The 18171-nt window shown below is 69.6% G+C and carries 14 protein-coding genes; 8 read left to right on the forward strand and 6 right to left on the reverse strand.

Annotated features, from left to right (window positions below; all coding sequences use genetic code 11):
* Nucleotides 1-166: 166 nt before the first annotated feature.
* Both H4F99_RS05710 and H4F99_RS05715 read right to left on the reverse strand, forming a co-directional pair.
* Nucleotides 167-1879: a proline--tRNA ligase gene (locus H4F99_RS05710; protein ID WP_182668759.1), complete on the reverse strand. Its 1713-nt coding sequence runs from the start codon at nt 1877-1879 to the stop codon at nt 167-169.
* Between the two features lie 104 nt (nt 1880-1983).
* On the reverse strand, nt 1984-2421 hold the full coding sequence (locus H4F99_RS05715) for a DUF4124 domain-containing protein (protein WP_182668760.1): 438 nt from the start codon (nt 2419-2421) through the stop codon (nt 1984-1986).
* 85 nt (nt 2422-2506) lie between these two features.
* Between H4F99_RS05715 and pssA the strand changes: the two genes are divergently transcribed.
* The 3 genes from pssA to rimI are packed head-to-tail and all read left to right on the forward strand — an operon-like array spanning nt 2507 to nt 4238.
* A complete protein-coding gene (pssA, locus tag H4F99_RS05720; RefSeq protein WP_182668761.1) occupies nt 2507-3289 on the forward strand; it encodes a CDP-diacylglycerol--serine O-phosphatidyltransferase in 783 nt (260 codons plus the stop codon).
* 5 nt (nt 3290-3294) lie between these two features.
* On the forward strand, nt 3295-3744 hold the full coding sequence (locus H4F99_RS05725; protein ID WP_182668762.1) for a hypothetical protein: 450 nt from the start codon (nt 3295-3297) through the stop codon (nt 3742-3744).
* Nucleotides 3745-3761: 17 nt separating this feature from the next.
* Nucleotides 3762-4238: a ribosomal protein S18-alanine N-acetyltransferase gene (gene rimI / locus H4F99_RS05730; RefSeq protein WP_182668816.1), complete on the forward strand. Its 477-nt coding sequence runs from the start codon at nt 3762-3764 to the stop codon at nt 4236-4238.
* A gap of 6 nt (nt 4239-4244) precedes the next feature.
* Here rimI and H4F99_RS05735 read toward each other — a convergent pair whose 3' ends face one another.
* From H4F99_RS05735 to H4F99_RS05745, 3 genes are all read right to left on the reverse strand, one after another.
* The gene (locus H4F99_RS05735; RefSeq protein ID WP_182668763.1) at nt 4245-7094 is read right to left on the reverse strand and encodes a valine--tRNA ligase; all 2850 of its coding nucleotides are present in this window, start codon (nt 7092-7094) and stop codon (nt 4245-4247) included.
* A 64-nt stretch (nt 7095-7158) separates the two neighbouring features.
* Nucleotides 7159-7584: a DNA polymerase III subunit chi gene (locus H4F99_RS05740; protein ID WP_182668764.1), complete on the reverse strand. Its 426-nt coding sequence runs from the start codon at nt 7582-7584 to the stop codon at nt 7159-7161.
* Between the two features lie 10 nt (nt 7585-7594).
* A complete protein-coding gene (locus H4F99_RS05745) occupies nt 7595-9076 on the reverse strand; it encodes a leucyl aminopeptidase (protein ID WP_182668765.1) in 1482 nt (493 codons plus the stop codon).
* Nucleotides 9077-9222: 146 nt separating this feature from the next.
* On the opposite strand from H4F99_RS05745, the gene lptF reads away from it, so the two are divergent.
* Nucleotides 9223-10305 carry an LPS export ABC transporter permease LptF gene (gene lptF / locus H4F99_RS05750; RefSeq protein WP_182668766.1) on the forward strand — a complete coding sequence of 361 codons (1083 nt, stop codon included), beginning with the start codon at nt 9223-9225 and terminating at the stop codon, nt 10303-10305.
* On the forward strand, nt 10254-11405 hold the full coding sequence (gene lptG / locus H4F99_RS05755; RefSeq protein WP_425487994.1) for an LPS export ABC transporter permease LptG: 1152 nt from the start codon (nt 10254-10256) through the stop codon (nt 11403-11405). Before lptF ends, lptG begins: the two co-directional genes overlap by 52 nt.
* Nucleotides 11406-11419: 14 nt before the next feature.
* On the opposite strand, the gene H4F99_RS05760 is transcribed toward lptG, so the two are convergent.
* Nucleotides 11420-11878 carry an RDD family protein gene (locus tag H4F99_RS05760; RefSeq protein ID WP_182668768.1) on the reverse strand — a complete coding sequence of 153 codons (459 nt, stop codon included), beginning with the start codon at nt 11876-11878 and terminating at the stop codon, nt 11420-11422.
* A gap of 29 nt (nt 11879-11907) precedes the next feature.
* Here H4F99_RS05760 and xerD point away from each other — a divergent pair, with 29 nt between their 5' ends.
* From xerD to purL, 3 genes are all read left to right on the forward strand, one after another.
* Nucleotides 11908-12870 (forward strand): site-specific tyrosine recombinase XerD, encoded by a 963-nt coding sequence (xerD, locus tag H4F99_RS05765; RefSeq protein WP_182668769.1) that lies wholly within the window; start codon nt 11908-11910, stop codon nt 12868-12870.
* A gap of 105 nt (nt 12871-12975) precedes the next feature.
* Nucleotides 12976-13851, forward strand: a complete 876-nt coding sequence (locus H4F99_RS05770) for a DsbC family protein (protein ID WP_182668770.1) — start codon at nt 12976-12978, stop codon at nt 13849-13851.
* Between the two features lie 126 nt (nt 13852-13977).
* Nucleotides 13978-17934, forward strand: a complete 3957-nt coding sequence (purL, locus tag H4F99_RS05775; protein WP_182668771.1) for a phosphoribosylformylglycinamidine synthase — start codon at nt 13978-13980, stop codon at nt 17932-17934.
* Nucleotides 17935-18171: the final 237 nt, after the last annotated feature.

The following is an 18171-nucleotide window of genomic DNA, read 5'->3' on the forward strand; positions in this document are numbered from 1 at the left end:
GCCTCCGGATGGGATGGAAATGCGCGATATCCATCCATGGAAACCATCAAAGGATAATCCCGATGGTTTTTCGCGTAAACCGATCGGGGCGCGTCCGCCGGGTATTCAAACCTCCCGCGGCGGATTTTCAGGCCGCCGGCTCCGGCGCGTCGCCAGCAACGCCTGCTCAGGAAGACAGGCGCCGGAACAGCGCGTCGCGGTCGAGGTTCTCGGTGTCCTCGGCCTGGCGCGCGCGGTATTCGTACGTGCCGCTTTCCAGACCGCGACCGGAAACCACGACCCGGTGCGGAATGCCGATCAGTTCGATATCGGCGAACATCGCCCCCGGCCGGAGGCCACGGTCATCGAGCACGGTTTCCACGCCCGCGGCATTCAGGTCGCGGTACAGCGCCTCGGCGGCCTCGGTCACCGCCGGGTCCTTCTTCGGGTTGATCATGCAGACCACCGCGCGCCAGGGGGCCATGGCTTCCGGCCAGCGGATGCCATTGGCGTCGTGGTTCTGCTCGATCGCGGCCGCGACGATGCGAGATACGCCGATGCCATAACACCCCATGGCCGGGACGCTCGCCTTGCCGGTCTCGTCGAGCACGGTGCATTTCATGGCCTCGGCGTATTTGCGGCCAAGCTGGAAGACATGGCCGACCTCGATGCCCCGGCACAGCGCCAGCGTGCCATGGCGGTCCGGGGAGAGGTCGCCTTCCACGACGTTGCGGATGTCCGCGACGGCATCCGGCTCGGGCAGGTCGCGACCCCAGTTGACGCCCGCGAGGTGATACCCCGGCCGATTGGCGCCGACGACGAAGTCGGCCATCGCGGCGACGCTGCGGTCCGCCACGACGCGGATCGGTGCCCGCGGGTTGACCGGGCCCAGGAACCCCGGGGTGCTGCCCAGGTGGGCCTCGATTTCCGCTTCGCTGGCCAGCCGGTGCGCTTCCAGCCCCGGAACCTTGGCCAGCTTGATCTCGTTCAATACGTGGTCGCCGCGGACCAGCGCCAGCACGAACAGCGGCGCGCCCCCGGCATCGGCGCCCATCAGGGCGATCGACTTGACGGTGCGCTCCAGCCCCAGTCCCAGGAGCGCGGCCACGGCCTCGCAGGTTTTCTGGGTGGGAGTCTCGACCTCCCGCAGGTCTTCCTCGGCGGCATGCCGCTCACCGGTCGGCAGGGCCTCCGCCAGTTCCACGTTGGCCGCATAGTCGGAGTCGCTGGAGTAGGCCAGGGCGTCCTCGCCGGAATCGGCCAGGACATGGAATTCGTGCGAGGCGCTGCCGCCGATGCTGCCGGTATCCGCATACACCGCGCGATACTGCAGGCCCAGGCGGGAGAAAATGCGGCAATACGTGTCGTACATATTGCGGTATTCCCGGCCCAGGTCCTCGTCGGAGATATGGAAGGAGTAGGCGTCCTTCATCAGGAACTCGCGCGCGCGCATCACGCCGAACCGCGGGCGGATCTCGTCCCGGAACTTGGTCTGGATCTGGTAGAACGTGACCGGGAGCTGTTTGTAGCTCGCCAGTTCATGGCGCGCGAAATCGGTGATGACCTCTTCGTGGGTCGGCCCGTAGCAATACCAGGCGTCCTTGCGGTCCTGCATTTTCAGCAGCTGGCCGCCGAACTTCTCCCAGCGATCGGTTTCTTCCCACAGTTCGCGGGGCTGCACGGCCGGCATCAGCAGCTCGACCGCGCCGGCGGCATCCATTTCCTCGCGGACCACCTGTTCCACCTTGCGCAGCACGCGCAGGCCCAGCGGCGACCAGGTGTAGAGACCGGCGGCCAGCTTGCGGATCATGCCGGCCTTGAGCATCAGCTTGTGGCTGGCGAGCTCGGCCTCGGCGGGGGTTTCCTTGCTGGTATGGAGATGGAACTGCGACAGGCGCATTGGCGAGCTTCAATCGGGCGGAAACCGCCATTCTGCCGTGCGCGGGCGCGCGAGGCGAGTCCGGCCGGGCCGGACATGCATCCGCGAGGGGAAGGACGACCGGTTCAGGCGTCGCCGTCGTTGCCGGAGGCCGCGGCGGGGGCGGTGCAATGCACGCGTATGGCCGCCTCGGCGAGTTGTTTCTGGGCCGCGCGCTGCGCGTCGTTCAGGGTGCCATCCGCCTTGCCGTCGCCGTCCTCGTCGATGCCGACCGGTCCGCCGGACTCGAGCTGGCTCAGGTTGGCCCGAGCGGACTGGCAGTTCGGATTCTCGGTCGGAGCCCCGGCATCGGCACTCGTGACCTGCGGGTCGCGCACCGCGAGCTGCCGGGATTCGTACGGGCTTCCGGCGGGAGGGGAGTCGGAATAATGGGTGACGCCATTGGCATCCTTCCACTGGTACACCTCCCCGGCGATCGCGGGCGTGCAGGCGACCAGCAGCACGGCCAGGAGCGTGACGGGACCGCGGACGCGGCTGGAGCGGAGCAGACGGAAGCGGGTCATCTAGAGACTCCAGACGCAATATTCGGCGGGATTGCTCCGATTCCACCACCGCTGCGACGGTCAGGCAAGCGATACACTCTATGCCATGCCAGAAACCCCACCTCCGTCACGCAGCCTGACGCAGCCCCGCGGCCGCGGCATCTACCTGCTCCCCAATCTGTTCACCACCGGCGGTCTGTTCGCCGGCTTCTACGCCATCATCGCGGCCTCCCAAGGGCATTTCGACGATGCGTGCATCGCTGTGTTCGTCGCGGCGATCCTGGATGGCCTGGACGGCCGGGTGGCCCGTTTGACCAACACCCAGAGCGAGTTCGGGGTGCAATACGACTCGCTGGCGGACCTGATCAGCTTTGGCCTCGCGCCGGCGATGGTCATGTACCACTGGGCCCTCGTCACGATGCGGCTGGACGGCATCACGGCCGGCAAGGTCGGCTGGATCGCCGCGTTCCTGTACGCCGCGTGCGCCGCATTGCGGCTGGCGCGTTTCAACGCGCAGGTGGGCGTGGTGGACAAACGCTGGTTCATCGGACTGGCGAGCCCCGCGGCGGCCGGCCTGCTGGTGAGCTTCGTCTGGACCGCGGAGGAGCTGGGCCTTACCGGTGAGGCCATGCGCTACGTGGCCCTGGCGGTCACGGTGAGCGCGGCCTTGCTGATGGTGAGCGGGCTGCGCTATTCCAGCTTCAAGGGAGGGCCCCGGCACGACCGGGTGCCTTTCCTGGCGATCATCGTGGTGCTCGTGGTGCTGGTGGCGATCGCCATCGACCCGCCCACGGTCCTGCTCGTGATCGGCACCCTCTATGCACTGTCCGGTCCTGCATGGTGGCTGTGGCGTCGCGTCCGGCGCAGTCGCGAGGCCCCCCCGGCGTGATGGCGATGGCCGAACCGGTGTGGACCGCGGAGCAGTGCCGCTGGCTGCGCGCGCTGGATCTCGAGCCCTGGGTGGTGGCCGGGCATGGGCTCGAGGAAGAGGAGGCGTTGCCGATGCCCCGCGCGGAGCCGGCACCTCCCGCCGATGTCCCCGCAAACGCAAGGCCCAGCGTACCCGTCGCGCCGCAGCGCGGAACGGACCCGGGCCGGGCGCGCCACTCACCGTCGTTGCCGGGCGGGGAAACCCCCGGGGAGGCGGCTGCCATGCCGACCCGGCTGGACATGTCCGACCCGCTGTTCCGCGCCCTGCTGCGGGCCACGCGTTGCCGGACGCCGCGGGAAGGCCAGGCGATGCTGGCCCGGGTGGAGGTGGCGCCCGAAGCGATGCGTGCCGATCCCGCGGCCAAGCGGGTGGCGTGGCAGCGACTGCGGCGCCTGAGGAGGGCAGGCGCGTGAGCGCGCAGCCGGTGGGCATGCGGCCTGAAGCTGCTTTGCAGCCGGCGGCGCTGCGGCCGATGCGGGAGGGCGACCTGGACGATGTCTACGAGATCGAGATCTCGGCCTACCCATTTCCGTGGACGCTGGGCATCTTCCGTGACTGCCTTCGCGCCGACTACCCGGCCTGGGTGCTGCACGAACAGGGCCGTATCGTCGGTTACTTCCTGATGAGCGTGGCGGTGGGCGAGGCGCACCTGCTCAATATCTGCATCGCACCCGGACTCCAGCACCGCGGGCATGGGCGACGCCTGGTGCAGGCCATGCTGCACGTGGCCCGGGGGCGGGGAGCGGAGCGGGTATTCCTGGAGGTGCGACCCTCGAACGGCGTCGCGATCCGCCTGTACGAACAGGAAGGCTTCAACGAGATCGGCCGGCGTCCCCGCTATTACCCGTCGCATGACGGGCGCGAGGACGCGCTGGTGATGGCGAAGGAGCTGCTCCCCGCCGAATGAGCCCGGTCAGCCCAGCTTCGTGCGCTGGGCGACGAGCGCGTCGTGCTGCTGGCTCCAGTCCGCGAGGCGCTTGCGTTCCTGCTCGACCACCGCGGCGGGGGCGTTGTCGACGAAGGTGGCGTTGCCCAGCTTGCCGGTGCACTTGGCGATCTCGCCGGCGACGCGCTTGATCTCCTTGTCGAGGCGCGTGCGCTCGGCATCGAGGTCGACCAGGCCTTCCAGCGGCACCAGCAGCTTCAGTTCGCCGACCACCGCGGCGGCTGCGGGGGGTGCCTCCGCTTCGGCCTCCAGCACGTCGATCGACTCGATCCGGTTGAGGAAGCGCAGCGATGCGCCGAAGCGCTGCGCGCGGGCGAGATCGGCCTCGCTACCGCCGGCCAGCAGCAGGCGGACCTGCTTCGACGGGGCGACGTTGAGCTCGCTGCGCACGCGGCGCAGTGCGGACACCATGGACTTCAGCCACTCGATGTCGATCTCGGCCGCCTCGAAGCCCTCGACGTCGAGGTCGCCGGCCACCGGGTAAGGGCGGTGCATCAGGCTGCCGGCCAGGCCCAGTCGCGGCGCGACGGCCTGCCACAGCTCCTCGGTCACGAAGGGCACCAGCGGGTGGAGCAGCGCCAGCAGGCGTTCCAGCACGTACAGCAGGGTGTGGCGGGTGCTGGCGGCCGCTTCGGCGTCCTCGCCATTGAGCGCCGGCTTGGCCAGCTCGACGAACCAGTCGCAGTACTCGTTCCAGGCGAACTCGTAGAGCGCCTGGCTGAGCAGGTCGAAACGGTACTCGGCGAAATGCCGGGCGGCATCGCGGGTTGCCGCATCCAGGCGCGCGAGGATCCAGCGCTCGGCATCGGTGCGCGGTTGCGGCACGCCCTCGAAACTCGCGCCCTCGGTGTTCATCAGCACGAAGCGGGTGGCGTTCCACAGCTTGTTGCAGAAGTTCTTGTAGCCCTCGGCCCGGCCGAGGTCGAACTTGATGTCGCGGCCGGGGCCGGCCAGGGCCGCCAGGGTGAAGCGCAGCGCGTCGGCGCCGAACGCGGGGATGCCCTCGGGGAACTCGCGGCGGGTCGCCTTCTCGATCTTCTCCGCCATCTTCGGCTGCATCAGCCCCGAGGTGCGCTTGGCCACCAGCGCGTCGGCGCTGATACCGTCGATCAGGTCCAGCGGGTCGAGCACGTTGCCCTTGGACTTGGACATCTTCTGGCCGTGCGAATCGCGCACCAGGCCGGTGATGTAGACGTCGCGGAACGGCACTCCACCGGTGAAGTGGTCGGTCATCATGATCATCCGGGCGACCCAGAAGAAGATGATGTCGAAGCCGGTGACCAGCACCGACGACGGCAGGTAACGGTCGAAGCCGCGCGCGGCCATCGCCTCCGGATCCGGCCAGCCCTGCGTGCTGAAGGGCCACAGCGCCGACGAGAACCAGGTCTCCAGCACGTCGTTGTCCTGCGTCAGCACGGCATCGTCGGCGATGCCGTTCATTGCGCGCACTTCCGCTTCGTCGCGACCGACGAAGACGTTGCCTTCGGCGTCGTACCACGCCGGGATGCGATGGCCCCACCACAGCTGGCGGCTGATGCACCAGTCCTGGATGTTCTCCATCCAGTGGCGGTAGGTGTTGATCCAGTTGCCGGGGACGAAGCGGACCTCGCCGGGCTTTCCGTCGGTGCCGGCCGCGAGCTCCAGGCCGCGCGCGCCCAGGGTGTCCATGTCCACGAACCACTGGTCGGTCAGGTAGGGCTCGATCACCTGCCCGGTACGGTCGCCGCGCGGCACCTGCAGCTTGTGCGGTTTCTCCTCGACCAGCAGGCCGTTCGCGTCGAGGTCGGCGAGCACCGCCTTGCGCGCGTCGTAGCGGTCGAGCCCACGGTACTTCGCCGGCGCTTCCTCGTTGACGGCGGCGTCCGGGGTGAGGATGTTGATCGTGGGCAGCGAGTGGCGCTGGCCCACCTGGTAGTCGTTGAAGTCATGCGCGGGCGTCACCTTGACCACGCCGGTGCCGAAATCACGCTCGACGTAGGCATCGGCGATCACCGGGATGCGACGGCCGGTCAGCGGCAGTTCGACCGACTGGCCGATCAGCGACGCATAGCGCGGGTCCTCGGGATGCACCATCACCGCGGTGTCGCCGAGCATGGTCTCCGGGCGTGTGGTCGCGACGACCAGGTAGTTCCGCCGCTCACGCAGGAGCTCGTTGCCGTCGGCGTCGACGTCCACGTGCTCGTAATCGGCGCCGTCGGCGAGCGGGTAGCGGATCGACCACAGGAAGCCGTCTTCCTCCTGGTTCACCACTTCGAGGTCGGAGATCGCGGTCTTCAGCACCGGATCCCAGTTGACCAGGCGCTGGCCGCGGTAGATGAGGCTCTCGCCGTGCAGGCGCACGAAGGCCTCGGTCACGGCTTCGGCGGGCATCGGGTCCATCGTGAACACGCTGCGGGTCCAGTCGCCCGAGGTGCCGAGGCGGCGCATCTGCCGCTCGATGGTGTCGCCAGAATGCTGCTTCCACTCCCAGACCTTGCCGATGAACCCCTCGCGGCCGAGCGAGTCGCGGGTCTCGCCCTTGCCCTCGGCCGCCAGGTTGCGGCTGACGACCATCTCGGTGGCGATGCCGGCGTGGTCGCTGCCCATCTGCCACAGCACGTCGAAACCGCGCATGCGGTGGTAGCGCACCAGCGCGTCCATCAGCGTGTGCTGGAAGGCATGGCCCATGTGCAGGGTGCCGGTGACGTTCGGCGGCGGCAGCAGGATGCAATACGGCTCGCCCTGGCCGGACGGCGCGAACGCGCCGCTGGTTTCCCAGTGCTGGTACAGGCGGGACTCGAACTGGGTGGGGTCGTAGCTGGAGGCGAGGGTGGTCATGGGTCGGCTTCAGGTGTCGGTGTCATGCGCCGTCCGGATCCGCGCGGGCGGCCGGCTTGGCGCGTTACATGTCGTGCTTGTTCAGGTCGATGCCGCGGGCCTGGTACTGCTTCCAGCGCTCGCGCAGCGGGCCGCGTGCGCTTTCGTCCGCAGGCACGACTTCCAGTACGCGCTCGAACGTGCCTTCGACCGCGCCGTCGCGCAGGTTGACCACGATCGGGCGAAGGGGGACATCGGCATCGGGCGCGGCGATCAGCACGTCCGCTTCGTCCTCGTCCATGTCGAGGCCGGCGATCTGGTGCGGGATGAAGGCGTCCGGCTCGAACGACCACAGCAGGTCGTCGAGCTGCTCGGCCTGTGCGGCGTCGCGCGCGAGCACCAGCGTCGGCAGGCCTTTCTCGTAGGCCCGCTTCACCAGCTCGCAGACCAGGCGCAGCGGTTCCTCGCGGAACCGCGGCTTGGCAATCAGGTAGAAATCGGCGCGCGCCACGGACGGGGCGTCAGGCGGCCGACTGGTCCAGCAGCCACTGGCTCAGCAGCCCGACCGGGCGGCCGGTCGCCATGCCCTTGCGGCCTTCGTCGCTGGCGCTGCCGGCGATGTCCAGGTGCGCCCAGCGCTGGCCTTCGGTGAAGCGCGACAGGAAGCAGCCCGCGGTGATCGCGCCGGCCCAGCGGCCGCCGATGTTGTAGACGTCGGCATAGGTCGAATCCAGCATCGGCTGGTATTCGTCCCACAGGGGCAGGCGCCAGGCGCGGTCGAACACCTGCTCGCCCGCGGCCAGCAGCTCGTCGGCGAGGTCGTCGTGCTTGCTCATCAGGCCGCTGGCGTACTTGCCCAGTGCGACCATGCAGGCGCCGGTCAGGGTGGCCACGTCGACCAGCGCCGCCGGCTCGAACTTCTGCGCGTAGGTCAGCGCGTCGCACAGGATCAGGCGGCCCTCGGCATCGGTGTTGCCGACTTCGATGGTCTTGCCGGACATGCTGGTCAGCACGTCGGACGGGCGGTAGGCATCGGCGTCGGGCATGTTCTCGACTGCCGGGACGACCACGACGAGGTTGACCGGCAACGCCATCCCGACCGCGGACACGAAGGTGCCCATGACGGTCGCGGCGCCGCACATGTCGAACTTCATCTCCTCGATGCCGCCCTGCACCTTGAGGTTGATGCCGCCGGTGTCGAAGGTGATGCCCTTGCCGACCAGCACGTAAGGCCTGGCGTCGCCAGCATTGTTGTACTTGAGGACGATCAGGCGCGAAGGATTGGCCGAGCCGCGGCCGACCGCGAGCAGCGAGCCCATGCCCAGCTTCTCCATGTCGGCAACTTCCAGCACCTCGCAGGAGGTGTTGTCGAAGCGGTCCGCGAACTTGCGGGCCTGCTCGGCCAGGTAGCCGGGGTTGCACACGTTTGGCGGAAGGTTGCCGAGTTCGCGGGCGAACTGCACGCCGGCGGCGGTGCCCTTGCCCAGCGCCAGCGCGGCCTCGTCGTCACCACTGATCGCGAGCCGGGCGAGGCCCTTGTGGTCGCGGGCCTTGTTCTTGGCGCCGAGCGTGGCGGTATAGCGGTAGGCGGCGTGGTCGGCGGCGATCACCGCCTGGCGGATCGCCCAGGCGGTATCGCGCCCGGTCACCGGCAGCTCGGAGAGGGTGAACAGTGCGTCGGCCACCGGGCCGGTCTTCAGCGCGCGGACCGCATCGGCCACGGCCTTGAGGTACTGCGGCACGCCGAACTTGCCGGCTTCGCCGAGGCCGACCACGAGCACGCGCGGGGCGGCGACGCCCTCCAGATCGTGCAGCAGGGCGGTCTTGCCGGGCTTGCCACTGACGTCGCCACGCTCGGCCAGGGCCTTGATCCGGCCGCCACTGGCAGCGTCGAGCGCGGCGGCGGCGGGGGAGAGGGTCGCGTCGGCGAACATGCCGACCACCACGCAGTCGGTCTGGGCCTGGGTGGGTGCGTCGCGGTTCAGGTCGAATTCGAGGGCCATGAAACAGATTCCCGGGGTATGAATGGAGACTTTCCGTACAATCGGCGGCGGACGGCCCGGCCGGGCCGGCCATCGGACGGGTCGCGGCCTGGGCCGCGCCATCACCGGATCTCGACGGATAAACCCCCGATTCTAAAGCAAGCCCGATGCTGAAGCTTGACCGCTACCTGCTGAGCGAGTTCGTCCAGGCGGTGTTCGCCACCACCGTCGTGTTGCTGTTCGTCTGCGTGGGCGGGGCCCTCACCGACGTCCTGGGCGACATCGCGCGCGGCCGCCTCCCGGCCGGGCTGCTCATCAGCCAGCTCGGCCTCGTGCTGCTGAACTGGCTGCCGGTGATCCTGCCGCTGGCGCTGATGCTGGGCCTGATGCTGGCGGTCGGCCGCCTCTACCGGGATGCGGAAATGCCGGTGATCGCGTCGATCGGGGTCGGGCCGAGGCGCTTGCTCCGCCCGCTGATGTGGGTGGCGGGGCCGCTCGTGCTCCTGGTGGCGGCCTGCTCCCTGTGGCTGGGGCCCTGGGCGGAGCGGCTCTCCCGCGAAATGATCAACGAGGCCAACCGCAACCTGATCGTGGCGGGTCTGGAGCCGGGCCGGTTCACTGAACTGCCCGGCGGTGCAGGCGTGGTCTTCGTGGGCGAGATGGCCGGCGAAGGGCAGCAGTTCGACCGGATCTTCATCTATCGGAAGCGGGACGACCGCATCAACGTGGTCACGTCCAACCATGGCGCGCTCAAAACCGGCGAGGACGGGCTGCGCTACCTGGTGCTCGAAGACGGCTTCGAAGTGGAAGGCCCCGGTGGCGCAGGCAAGGACTACCGCCTGATGCGCTATGCCAGCAACGAAGTGCGCATGCCCGCGGGCAAGGAAAAATACGATCCGGACGATCCGGAGGCGATGCCGACCCTGGCGTTGCTGGGGAACGACAGTCCCGGTGCGGTCGCCCAGTTGCACCGTCGCCTTGCCCCCCCGCTGCTGGCGCTGGCGTTCGCACTGATGGCCGTGCCGCTGGCGCGGAGCATGCCGAGGCAGCCGCGCTACGGGAGCATGTTGCTGGGCTTCCTGGGCTATCTGGTCGGCGTGATGCTGATGCTGGTCGGCACGGGCTGGCTGGCGGCCGGGAAAGTCCCCGCGGCGCTGGGCCTGTGGTGGCTGGTGGTCCCGGTGGTGGCGCTGGGGACGTGGATGTACCTGCGCGACGGCAGCATGCGGCGACCGCGGAGGCACGCATGAGCGGGCCCCTGCTGAAGGTCCACGACCGGTTCGTGGCGAAGGCGATCCTCGGCTCCATCCTGTTGACCTGGGGCGTGCTGCTGGGCCTGGACGTGATGCTCGCGCTGGTGAGCGAGCTGGGCGACCTGGGCAAGGGTCGCTACGGCTTCGTGCAGGCGATCGCCTACGTGGGCTTGACCATTCCGCGGCGGGCCAACTACCTGTTTCCGTACGGGGCGGTGATCGGCTCCCTGATGGCGATGGGCCAGCTTGCGGCGACTTCGGAGCTGACGGCGCTGCGCGCGGTGGGCCTGTCGCGAAAGCGCATCAGCGTCACCGTGGCCGCGACGGTGGCTGCGCTTACCCTGCTGATGGTGGCGAGCGCCGAAACGGCGGGGCCGATCGGCCAGCGCCGGGCCGATGCGCTCAAGGCGTCGGCCAAGTCGGACGACATGATCGTCGCGCAGTACTCGGGGGTCTGGGCCCGCGAGGGCGACACCATCCTCAATGCCGCGGCCGGGCAGGAGAAGGTCGAGGGCGACGATCGCTGGATCGAACTCCACGACGTGCGCCTGTACGACTTCGATGCCGCCGGGCGGCTGGAGTCGATGGCCACCGTGAAGGTGGCCGAGCATCGCCCGGGAGGCTGGTTGCTGAAGGACGTGACCCGGACCTTTTTCGCCGACCGCTCGGTGACCGAGAGCCATGTCGACCAGGAACGGTGGGAATCGCGGCTCGACGCGACCGCCCTGACTGCCGGCACCGACCGGCCGCGCTACCTCAGCGCGGGCAACCTGCGCGAAGCCATCGACTACCGGCAGCGCAACGCGCTGGATTCCAGTGAGTTCGAGGAGCATTACTGGGGGCGCTGGTTCTACCCCATCAACGTGATCGTGCTTTGCCTGGCGGCCTTGCCGTTCGCGTTCGGCCTGTTGCGCAGCGGCGGCACCGGCAAGCGCCTGTTCGTCGGCATCCTGTTCGCGCTCGGCTTCTACCTGCTGCAGTCCCAGTTCGTGCAGCTCGCCAAGGTGCTCCGGTTCGACTTCCGGATCGCCTACCTGTTGCCGACGCTCGGCATGGTCGCGATTTCGTACTGGCTGTTCCGGCGGCGCTCGGGCTGAGGCCGGCGGGCGGTTCAGGCCGGTTCCCGGGATACGGGCTCGCGGACCATCCGGGTACGGCTGGCACGGTCGTGCCAGGTGAGCCGGTCGCGGTCCAGCCACGCCCACCAGAAGCCGAGGCCTGCCGCCAGCAGCGACACCCCACCCACCGCATAGCGCAGCCATAGCGCCGTCACGGTGGCCGGGCTGCCGTCGCCACCGACCACGCGCAGGCGCCATGGCCGCATGCCCAGGGTCTGGCCGCCGCGTCGCCAGCTCATCACGGCATACACCCCGGTCACGGCCCACAGCGCCGCGAACTCCAGCAAGCCGAGCGCCCCGCCGGTTACGGCGTCGCGGTGGATGGCGACGAACGTCGCGGCCACCAGGAACCACAACCCGAAGACCGGGAAGAGGTCGTAGGACAGGGCCAGCAGGCGCCAGCCGACCAGGGCGGCGCGGCGCGGCGCGGTGGGAGAAGTGCGGGATGCCATCGCGAAAGGATAGTCGCTAAGCTCGTCCGATGAGGCCAGACCCCGCACCGCGCAGGACGCCGGCCGAGCGCCGGGCCCGGATGATGGCGCTGCCGCCGCTCTCCGACGACGATGGCGGGGCCATCGACCGGTTCGTCGATGCGATCTGGGCGGAAAGCGGGCTGGCGCGGCCCACGCTGGAGAGCTATCGGCGTGACCTGGCGGGGCTGGCGCGCTGGCGACGGGGTGGAGGGCTGGCCAAGGCGACGCGGGCCGACCTGTTCGACTACCTCGCCTGGCGCAGTGCGGAGGGCTATGCCGCCCGCAGCAATGCCCGGTTGCTGACGGCGCTGCGTGCGTTCTTCGGCTGGCAGGTGCGGGAGGGCCACCGGCCGGACGATCCCACGGCGCTGCTCGAGCCGCCCCGGCTGCCGCGGTCACTGCCCAAGGCCATCACCGAAACGCATGTCGAGGCGCTGCTGGCCGCGCCCGACGCCTCGACCCCGGATGGCCTGCGCGACCGGGCGATGCTCGAGCTGATGTATGCGTGCGGGCTGCGCGTCAGTGAGCTCGTCGGCCTGCCCGCGACCGGCGTGAATCTCCGGCAGGGTGTCCTGCGCGTCCTGGGCAAGGGGAGCAAGGAGCGCCTGGTGCCGATGGGAGACGAGGCCCGGCACTGGCTCGAACGGTACCTGGCCGAGGCACGTCCACGGCTCGCAGGCCGGCAGGTGCACGCGACCCTGTTCCTCACCCCGCGGGCCGGGCCCCTCTCCCGCCAGCAGTTCTGGCACCTGGTGAAGCGCCATGCCGCGGTCGCGGGCATCGATCCGGCCCGGATCAGCCCGCACGGCCTGCGCCACAGTTTCGCGACCCACCTGCTCAACCATGGCGCGGACCTGCGTTCGCTGCAGATGCTGCTGGGGCACAGCTCCCTGTCGACCACGCAGATCTACACCCTCGTCGCCCGCGAGAAACTCAAGCAGTTGCATGCCCATCACCATCCACGGGGTTGACGACGGACGGGGGCGTCCAAGCTGAACGTCCGTCTCTGCCTTCGCCAGCGACGCATGCCACAATCGGCGGATGCCGCTGACTGGCACCGACACAGGACCCGATCGATGAAGCGCACCCTCCTTGCCGTACTCGGCGCCGTGAGCCTTTCCGCCTGCGCACAAGGCCCCGAGGGGGCGTCTGCCGGCACCGAAGCGTCGGCCCCGGTGGTCGCGACGACCACGCGCCCGGCACCGGCGCCTGCTGCCGGAACGGCCGACGCGCGCGCCCTGGAGGCCGTCCGCACCCTGAACGCGAACCTCAACCCCGAACACATCGGCCAGGCGCCGCTGCCGGGTTTCCGCGAGGTGATCGTCGCGGGCCAGGTGGTCTACGTGTCGGACGACGGCCGCTACATGTTCCTGCCCGGGCAGGGGGGCGCCCTCTACGACACCGTCGCGGAAGAGAACCTGAGCGAAGCGGCGTTCTCCACCCTGCGCCGCGACCTGCTCAAGACCATCCCGGAAGACGAGCGCATCGTCTTTGCGCCTGCCAATCCGAAGTATCACGTCACCGTGTTCACCGATGTCGAGTGCGGGTACTGCCGGAAGATGCACAACGAGATCGCCGACTACAACGCGCAGGGCATCGCCATCGAATACCTGGCCTTTCCGCGCATGGGGATCGGCAGCGAGGACTACAACAAGATGGTCGCGGTCTGGTGCTCCGCCGACCGGAAGAAAGCCCTGACCGATGCCAAGAACGATCGCGCCGTCAATGCGGCGACCGACTGCAAGAACACGGTGACCATGCAGTACAGCATCGGCCAGCGCGTGGGCCTGACCGGCACCCCGATGATCCTGACCGAGGACGGCACCCAGGTCGGCGGCTACGTGCCACCCGCGGCGCTGCGTGAGCTGCTGGACAAGCGGGCGGCCGAGGCCGGTGCCGATGCCCCGTCGGCCACGTCCGCGGCCGCCGCGGAGAGCGCAACGGCGGGATGAGGCACGGCCCCGCGTTCTGGACGGGCCGGACGCGGGGTTGCATTCAGGGGCCGGCTGGCTGCGGGCAGGCGCGCCGGTACCTGCTCCGGTACAATCGGCGCCCCGCCAAAGCCTGGTTGCCCGGACATGATCGTCCTCGAGGGCCCGCAGTCCCTGTCCGCGTTCCGTCTCGAACGCCTCCAGTCCCGCCTCCAGTCCATCCATCCCGACCTGCGCCTGCTCGGTGCGTGGCCGGTCTACTGGGTGCAGCCGGAAGCCGGGGCCCGTCCCGACATCGACGCCCTCGGCCGGATCCTGCAGGCCGGCACGTCCCCGGCGGTGCGCGCGGATGGCGCGGTTTCGCGTTACGCCACGCCACGCCTGGGCACGCTGTCGCCCTGGTCCAGCAAGGCCACCGAACTGCTGCACGGCGCCGAACTCCCGGTGCATCGCGTCGAGCGTGGCCTGCGCTACGACCTGTCCGGCTGGCCGGCGGACGACGACACCCGTGCGGCCGTTGCCCGCGTGCTGCATGACCCGATGACCCAGTCGCTGCTGGACAGCGTCGAGGCGGGGGACGCGCTGTTCTCGACGCCCGCGCGCGGCCAGCTGGAGCGCATCGCGCTCGACGGCCTGGAGGCGGCCAATGGGCGCCTCGGCCTGGCACTGGCGGCGGACGAGATCGACTACCTCCGCGAGCGCTACGGCGCACTGGGCCGCCAGCCGGCCGACGTCGAGCTGATGATGTTCGCGCAGGCCAATTCCGAGCATTGCCGGCACAAGATCTTCAACGCGAGCTGGACCATCGACGGGCGCGAGCAGAAGCTGTCGCTGTTCAAGATGATCAAGAACACGCACGCGGAGACGCCCGAGCACACCCTGTCCGCCTACAGTGACAATGCCGCGGTGGTCGCGGGTTACGCCAGCCGCCGCTTCCGTCCGGACCCCGCGACCGGCGCGTGGCGCACGGAGGACGAGGTCGACTCGGCGTTCTGCATCAAGGTCGAGACCCACAACCACCCGACCGCGATCGCGCCGTTCCCCGGCGCCTCGACCGGCAACGGTGGCGAGATCCGCGACGAGGGCGCGACCGGCCGCGGCGGCAAGCCGAAGGCGGGCCTGACCGGTTTCTCGGTCTCGCACCTGCGCATCCCGACCCTGCCCCAGCCGTGGGAGTCGCCGCGTGCGCTCAATCCGCGCATGGCCTCGGCGCTGGAGATCATGCTGGAGGGTCCGATCGGCGGCGCCGCTTTCAACAACGAGTTCGGCCGCCCGAACCTGACCGGCTACTTCCGTAGCTTCGAGCTGGACGAAGGGCGCGACGGCGACGCCGCGCTGGTGCGCGCCTACGACAAGCCGATCATGCTGGCCGGTGGCCTGGGCGCGATCGACCGCGTGCAGGTCGAGAAGCATTCGCTGCGGCCGGGCCATGCGGTCATCGTGCTGGGCGGCCCGGCGATGCTGATCGGCCTCGGCGGCGGTGCCGCCAGTTCGGTCGCCTCGGGCACGAGCTCCGAGGACCTCGATTTCGCCAGCGTGCAGCGCGACAACCCGGAGATGGAGCGCCGCTGCCAGGAAGTGCTGGATCGCTGCGTTGCGCTCGGCGTGGACAATCCCATCGCCAGCGCCCACGACGTGGGGGCCGGCGGCCTGTCCAATGCGATCCCCGAACTGCTGCACGACTCCAGCGTCGGCGGCGTGATCGACCTGGACAAGGTCCCCAGTGACGATCCGTCGCTGTCGCCGATGCAGCTGTGGTGCAACGAGTCGCAGGAACGCTACGTGCTGGGCCTGCCCGCCGACCGCGTCGACGAGTTCGAGGCGATCTGCCGGCGCGAACGCTGCCCCTTCGCGGTGGTCGGTTTCGCGACGGCCGAAGAGCGGCTGGTGGTGGGCCATGGCGCCACCGTCGCCAATGCGTCCGAGCCGGGCCGCGACTGGGCCATCGACATCCCGATGGACGTGCTGTTCGGCAAGGCGCCGAAGATGCACCGCGACACCGCGCGCCCGGCCGACGCGCCGTGGCCGTCGCTGGACTGGAGCGGACTGGACCTCCATGACGCCGCGCTGCGGGTGATGGCCCACCCGACGGTGGCGTCGAAGAACTTCCTGGTGACGATCGGCGACCGCAGCGTCGGCGGGCTGACCGCGCGCGACCAGATGGTCGGTCCCTGGCAGGTGCCGGTCGCGGACTGCGCGATCACCCTGGCCGGCTTCGATGCGCACGTCGGCGAGGCCATGTCGATCGGCGAACGCACGCCGCTGGCGCTGCTGGATGCGCCTGCCGCCGCCCGCATGGCGGTCGGCGAAGCGATCACCAACCTGTGCGCCGCGCCCGTCGAGTCGCTGAACCGCATCAAGCTGTCGGCGAACTGGATGGCGGCCGCGTCCCACGACGGCGAGGATGCGCGTCTGTTCGACGCCGTCCGCGCGGTCGGCATGGAGCTGTGCCCGGCGCTGGAGCTGAGCATTCCGGTCGGCAAGGATTCGCTGTCGATGCAGGCGCAATGGTCGACCGACGCAGGCGCGCAGAAGTCCGTCGCCCCGGTGTCGCTGATCGTCAGCGCATTCGTGCCGGTGGTCGACGTCCGCCGGCAGCTGACCCCGCTGCTCGACCGCGAGGTCGAGTCGGAGTTGTGGCTGATCGGCCTGGGCGCGGGCAAGCAGCGCCTTGGCGGTTCGGTGCTGGCGCAGTGCCATCCCGATGCGGTGGTGACCGGTGCGAACGGCAGCGACCTGCCGGCCTTCGCCGGCCAGCCCTCCGAAGACGGGCGCCGCAACGTCGGCGTGCCGGACCTCGACGACCCTCAGCGCCTGCGCGACTTCTTCGAGCTGATCCGCGACGCGCGCGAGGCGGGTCTGTTGAAGGCCTACCACGACCGCTCCGACGGCGGCGCCTTCGCCACGCTGTGCGAGATGGCCTTCACCTCCCGCCTGGGCCTCGACATCAATCTCGACGGGTGGGGCGACGATCCGTTCCGTACCCTGTTCAACGAGGAACTCGGTGCGGTCGTGCAGATCGCCACCGAGGACCGCGCTGCGTTCGCCGACCTGGTCGCGCGCCATGGCCTGATCGACTGCGCGCAGCGCATCGCGCGCCCGACCACTGCACCGGTGGTGCGGGTCAACGAGGATGGCGAGACCCTGGCCGAGTGGCGCTGGGACGCGCTGTTCGATGCGTGGTGGGGTACCACCCACGCGATGCAGATGCTGCGCGACAACCCCGAATGCGCCGACGAGGAGCGCGAGGTGGCCCGGCAGTTCGCCGCTCCGGGCCTGCGCCCGAAGCTCGCGTTCGATCCCGCGGAAGACGTCGCCGCGCCGTTCATCGCCACCGGCGCGCGTCCGAAGGTCGCGATCCTGCGCGAGCAGGGCGTCAATGGGCAGGTCGAGATGGCGCGTGCGTTCGACCGGGCCGGTTTCGAGGCCTTCGACGTGCACATGAGCGACCTGATCGAAGGCCGTTTCAAACTGGCCGACTTCATCGGCCTCGCAGCCTGCGGCGGCTTCAGCTACGGCGACGTGCTGGGTGCGGGCCGCGGCTGGGCAACGTCGATCCTTGAGCGGCCCGCGCTGCGCGACATGTTCCAGGCCTTCTTCGAGCGGGGCGAGAGCTTCGCGCTCGGCGTATGCAATGGTTGCCAGATGCTCAGCCAGCTGAAGCCGATCATTCCCGGGGCCGACCGCTGGCCTGAGTTCCTGCGTAACGGCAGCGAGCAGTACGAAGCGCGCCTGGCGCAGGTCGAAGTCATGGAGTCGCCCTCGGTGCTGCTGCGCGGCATGGCGGGTTCGCGGATCCCGGTGGTGGTGGCGCACGGTGAGGGCCGGGCGAACTTCACCGACCGCCTCGACCCGGCGACGGCCCCGGTCGCGCTGCGTTTCGTCGATGGCGATGGCGGGGTGGCGACCCGCTACCCGTTGAACCCGAACGGTTCATCCGCGGGCATCACCGGCCTGAGCAGCGACGACGGCCGCGTGACCATCATGATGCCGCACCCCGAACGGACCCTGCTCACCGCGAACCTCAGCTGGGCGCCGGCCGAGTGGGGCGACGCCTCGCCGTGGCTGCGGATGTTCCGCAACGCACGGGTGTTCGTCGGCTGATCCCGGGGGCTGTCGCCGGCCCCTGAACAGGCCGTGATGCATCGGGACGCCATGCGCCCGATCTGTGATGCGTCTCTCGCTTTGCTGCGACCGACGTCCGCCGGAAAATCCGTTTCCACCTGATAGAGTCGGTTCCGGCCTGCCGGGCCGGATCGTCCGACGTGGCCGCAGGCCGCGTCGCACCGGCGCGTGGAGACAGGTGTGGAACCCAACAGCACAACCCCGGACACCCCAGGT

This window comes from Marilutibacter penaei (genome assembly GCF_014145395.1).
Lineage (GTDB): Bacteria > Pseudomonadota > Gammaproteobacteria > Xanthomonadales > Xanthomonadaceae > Marilutibacter > Marilutibacter penaei.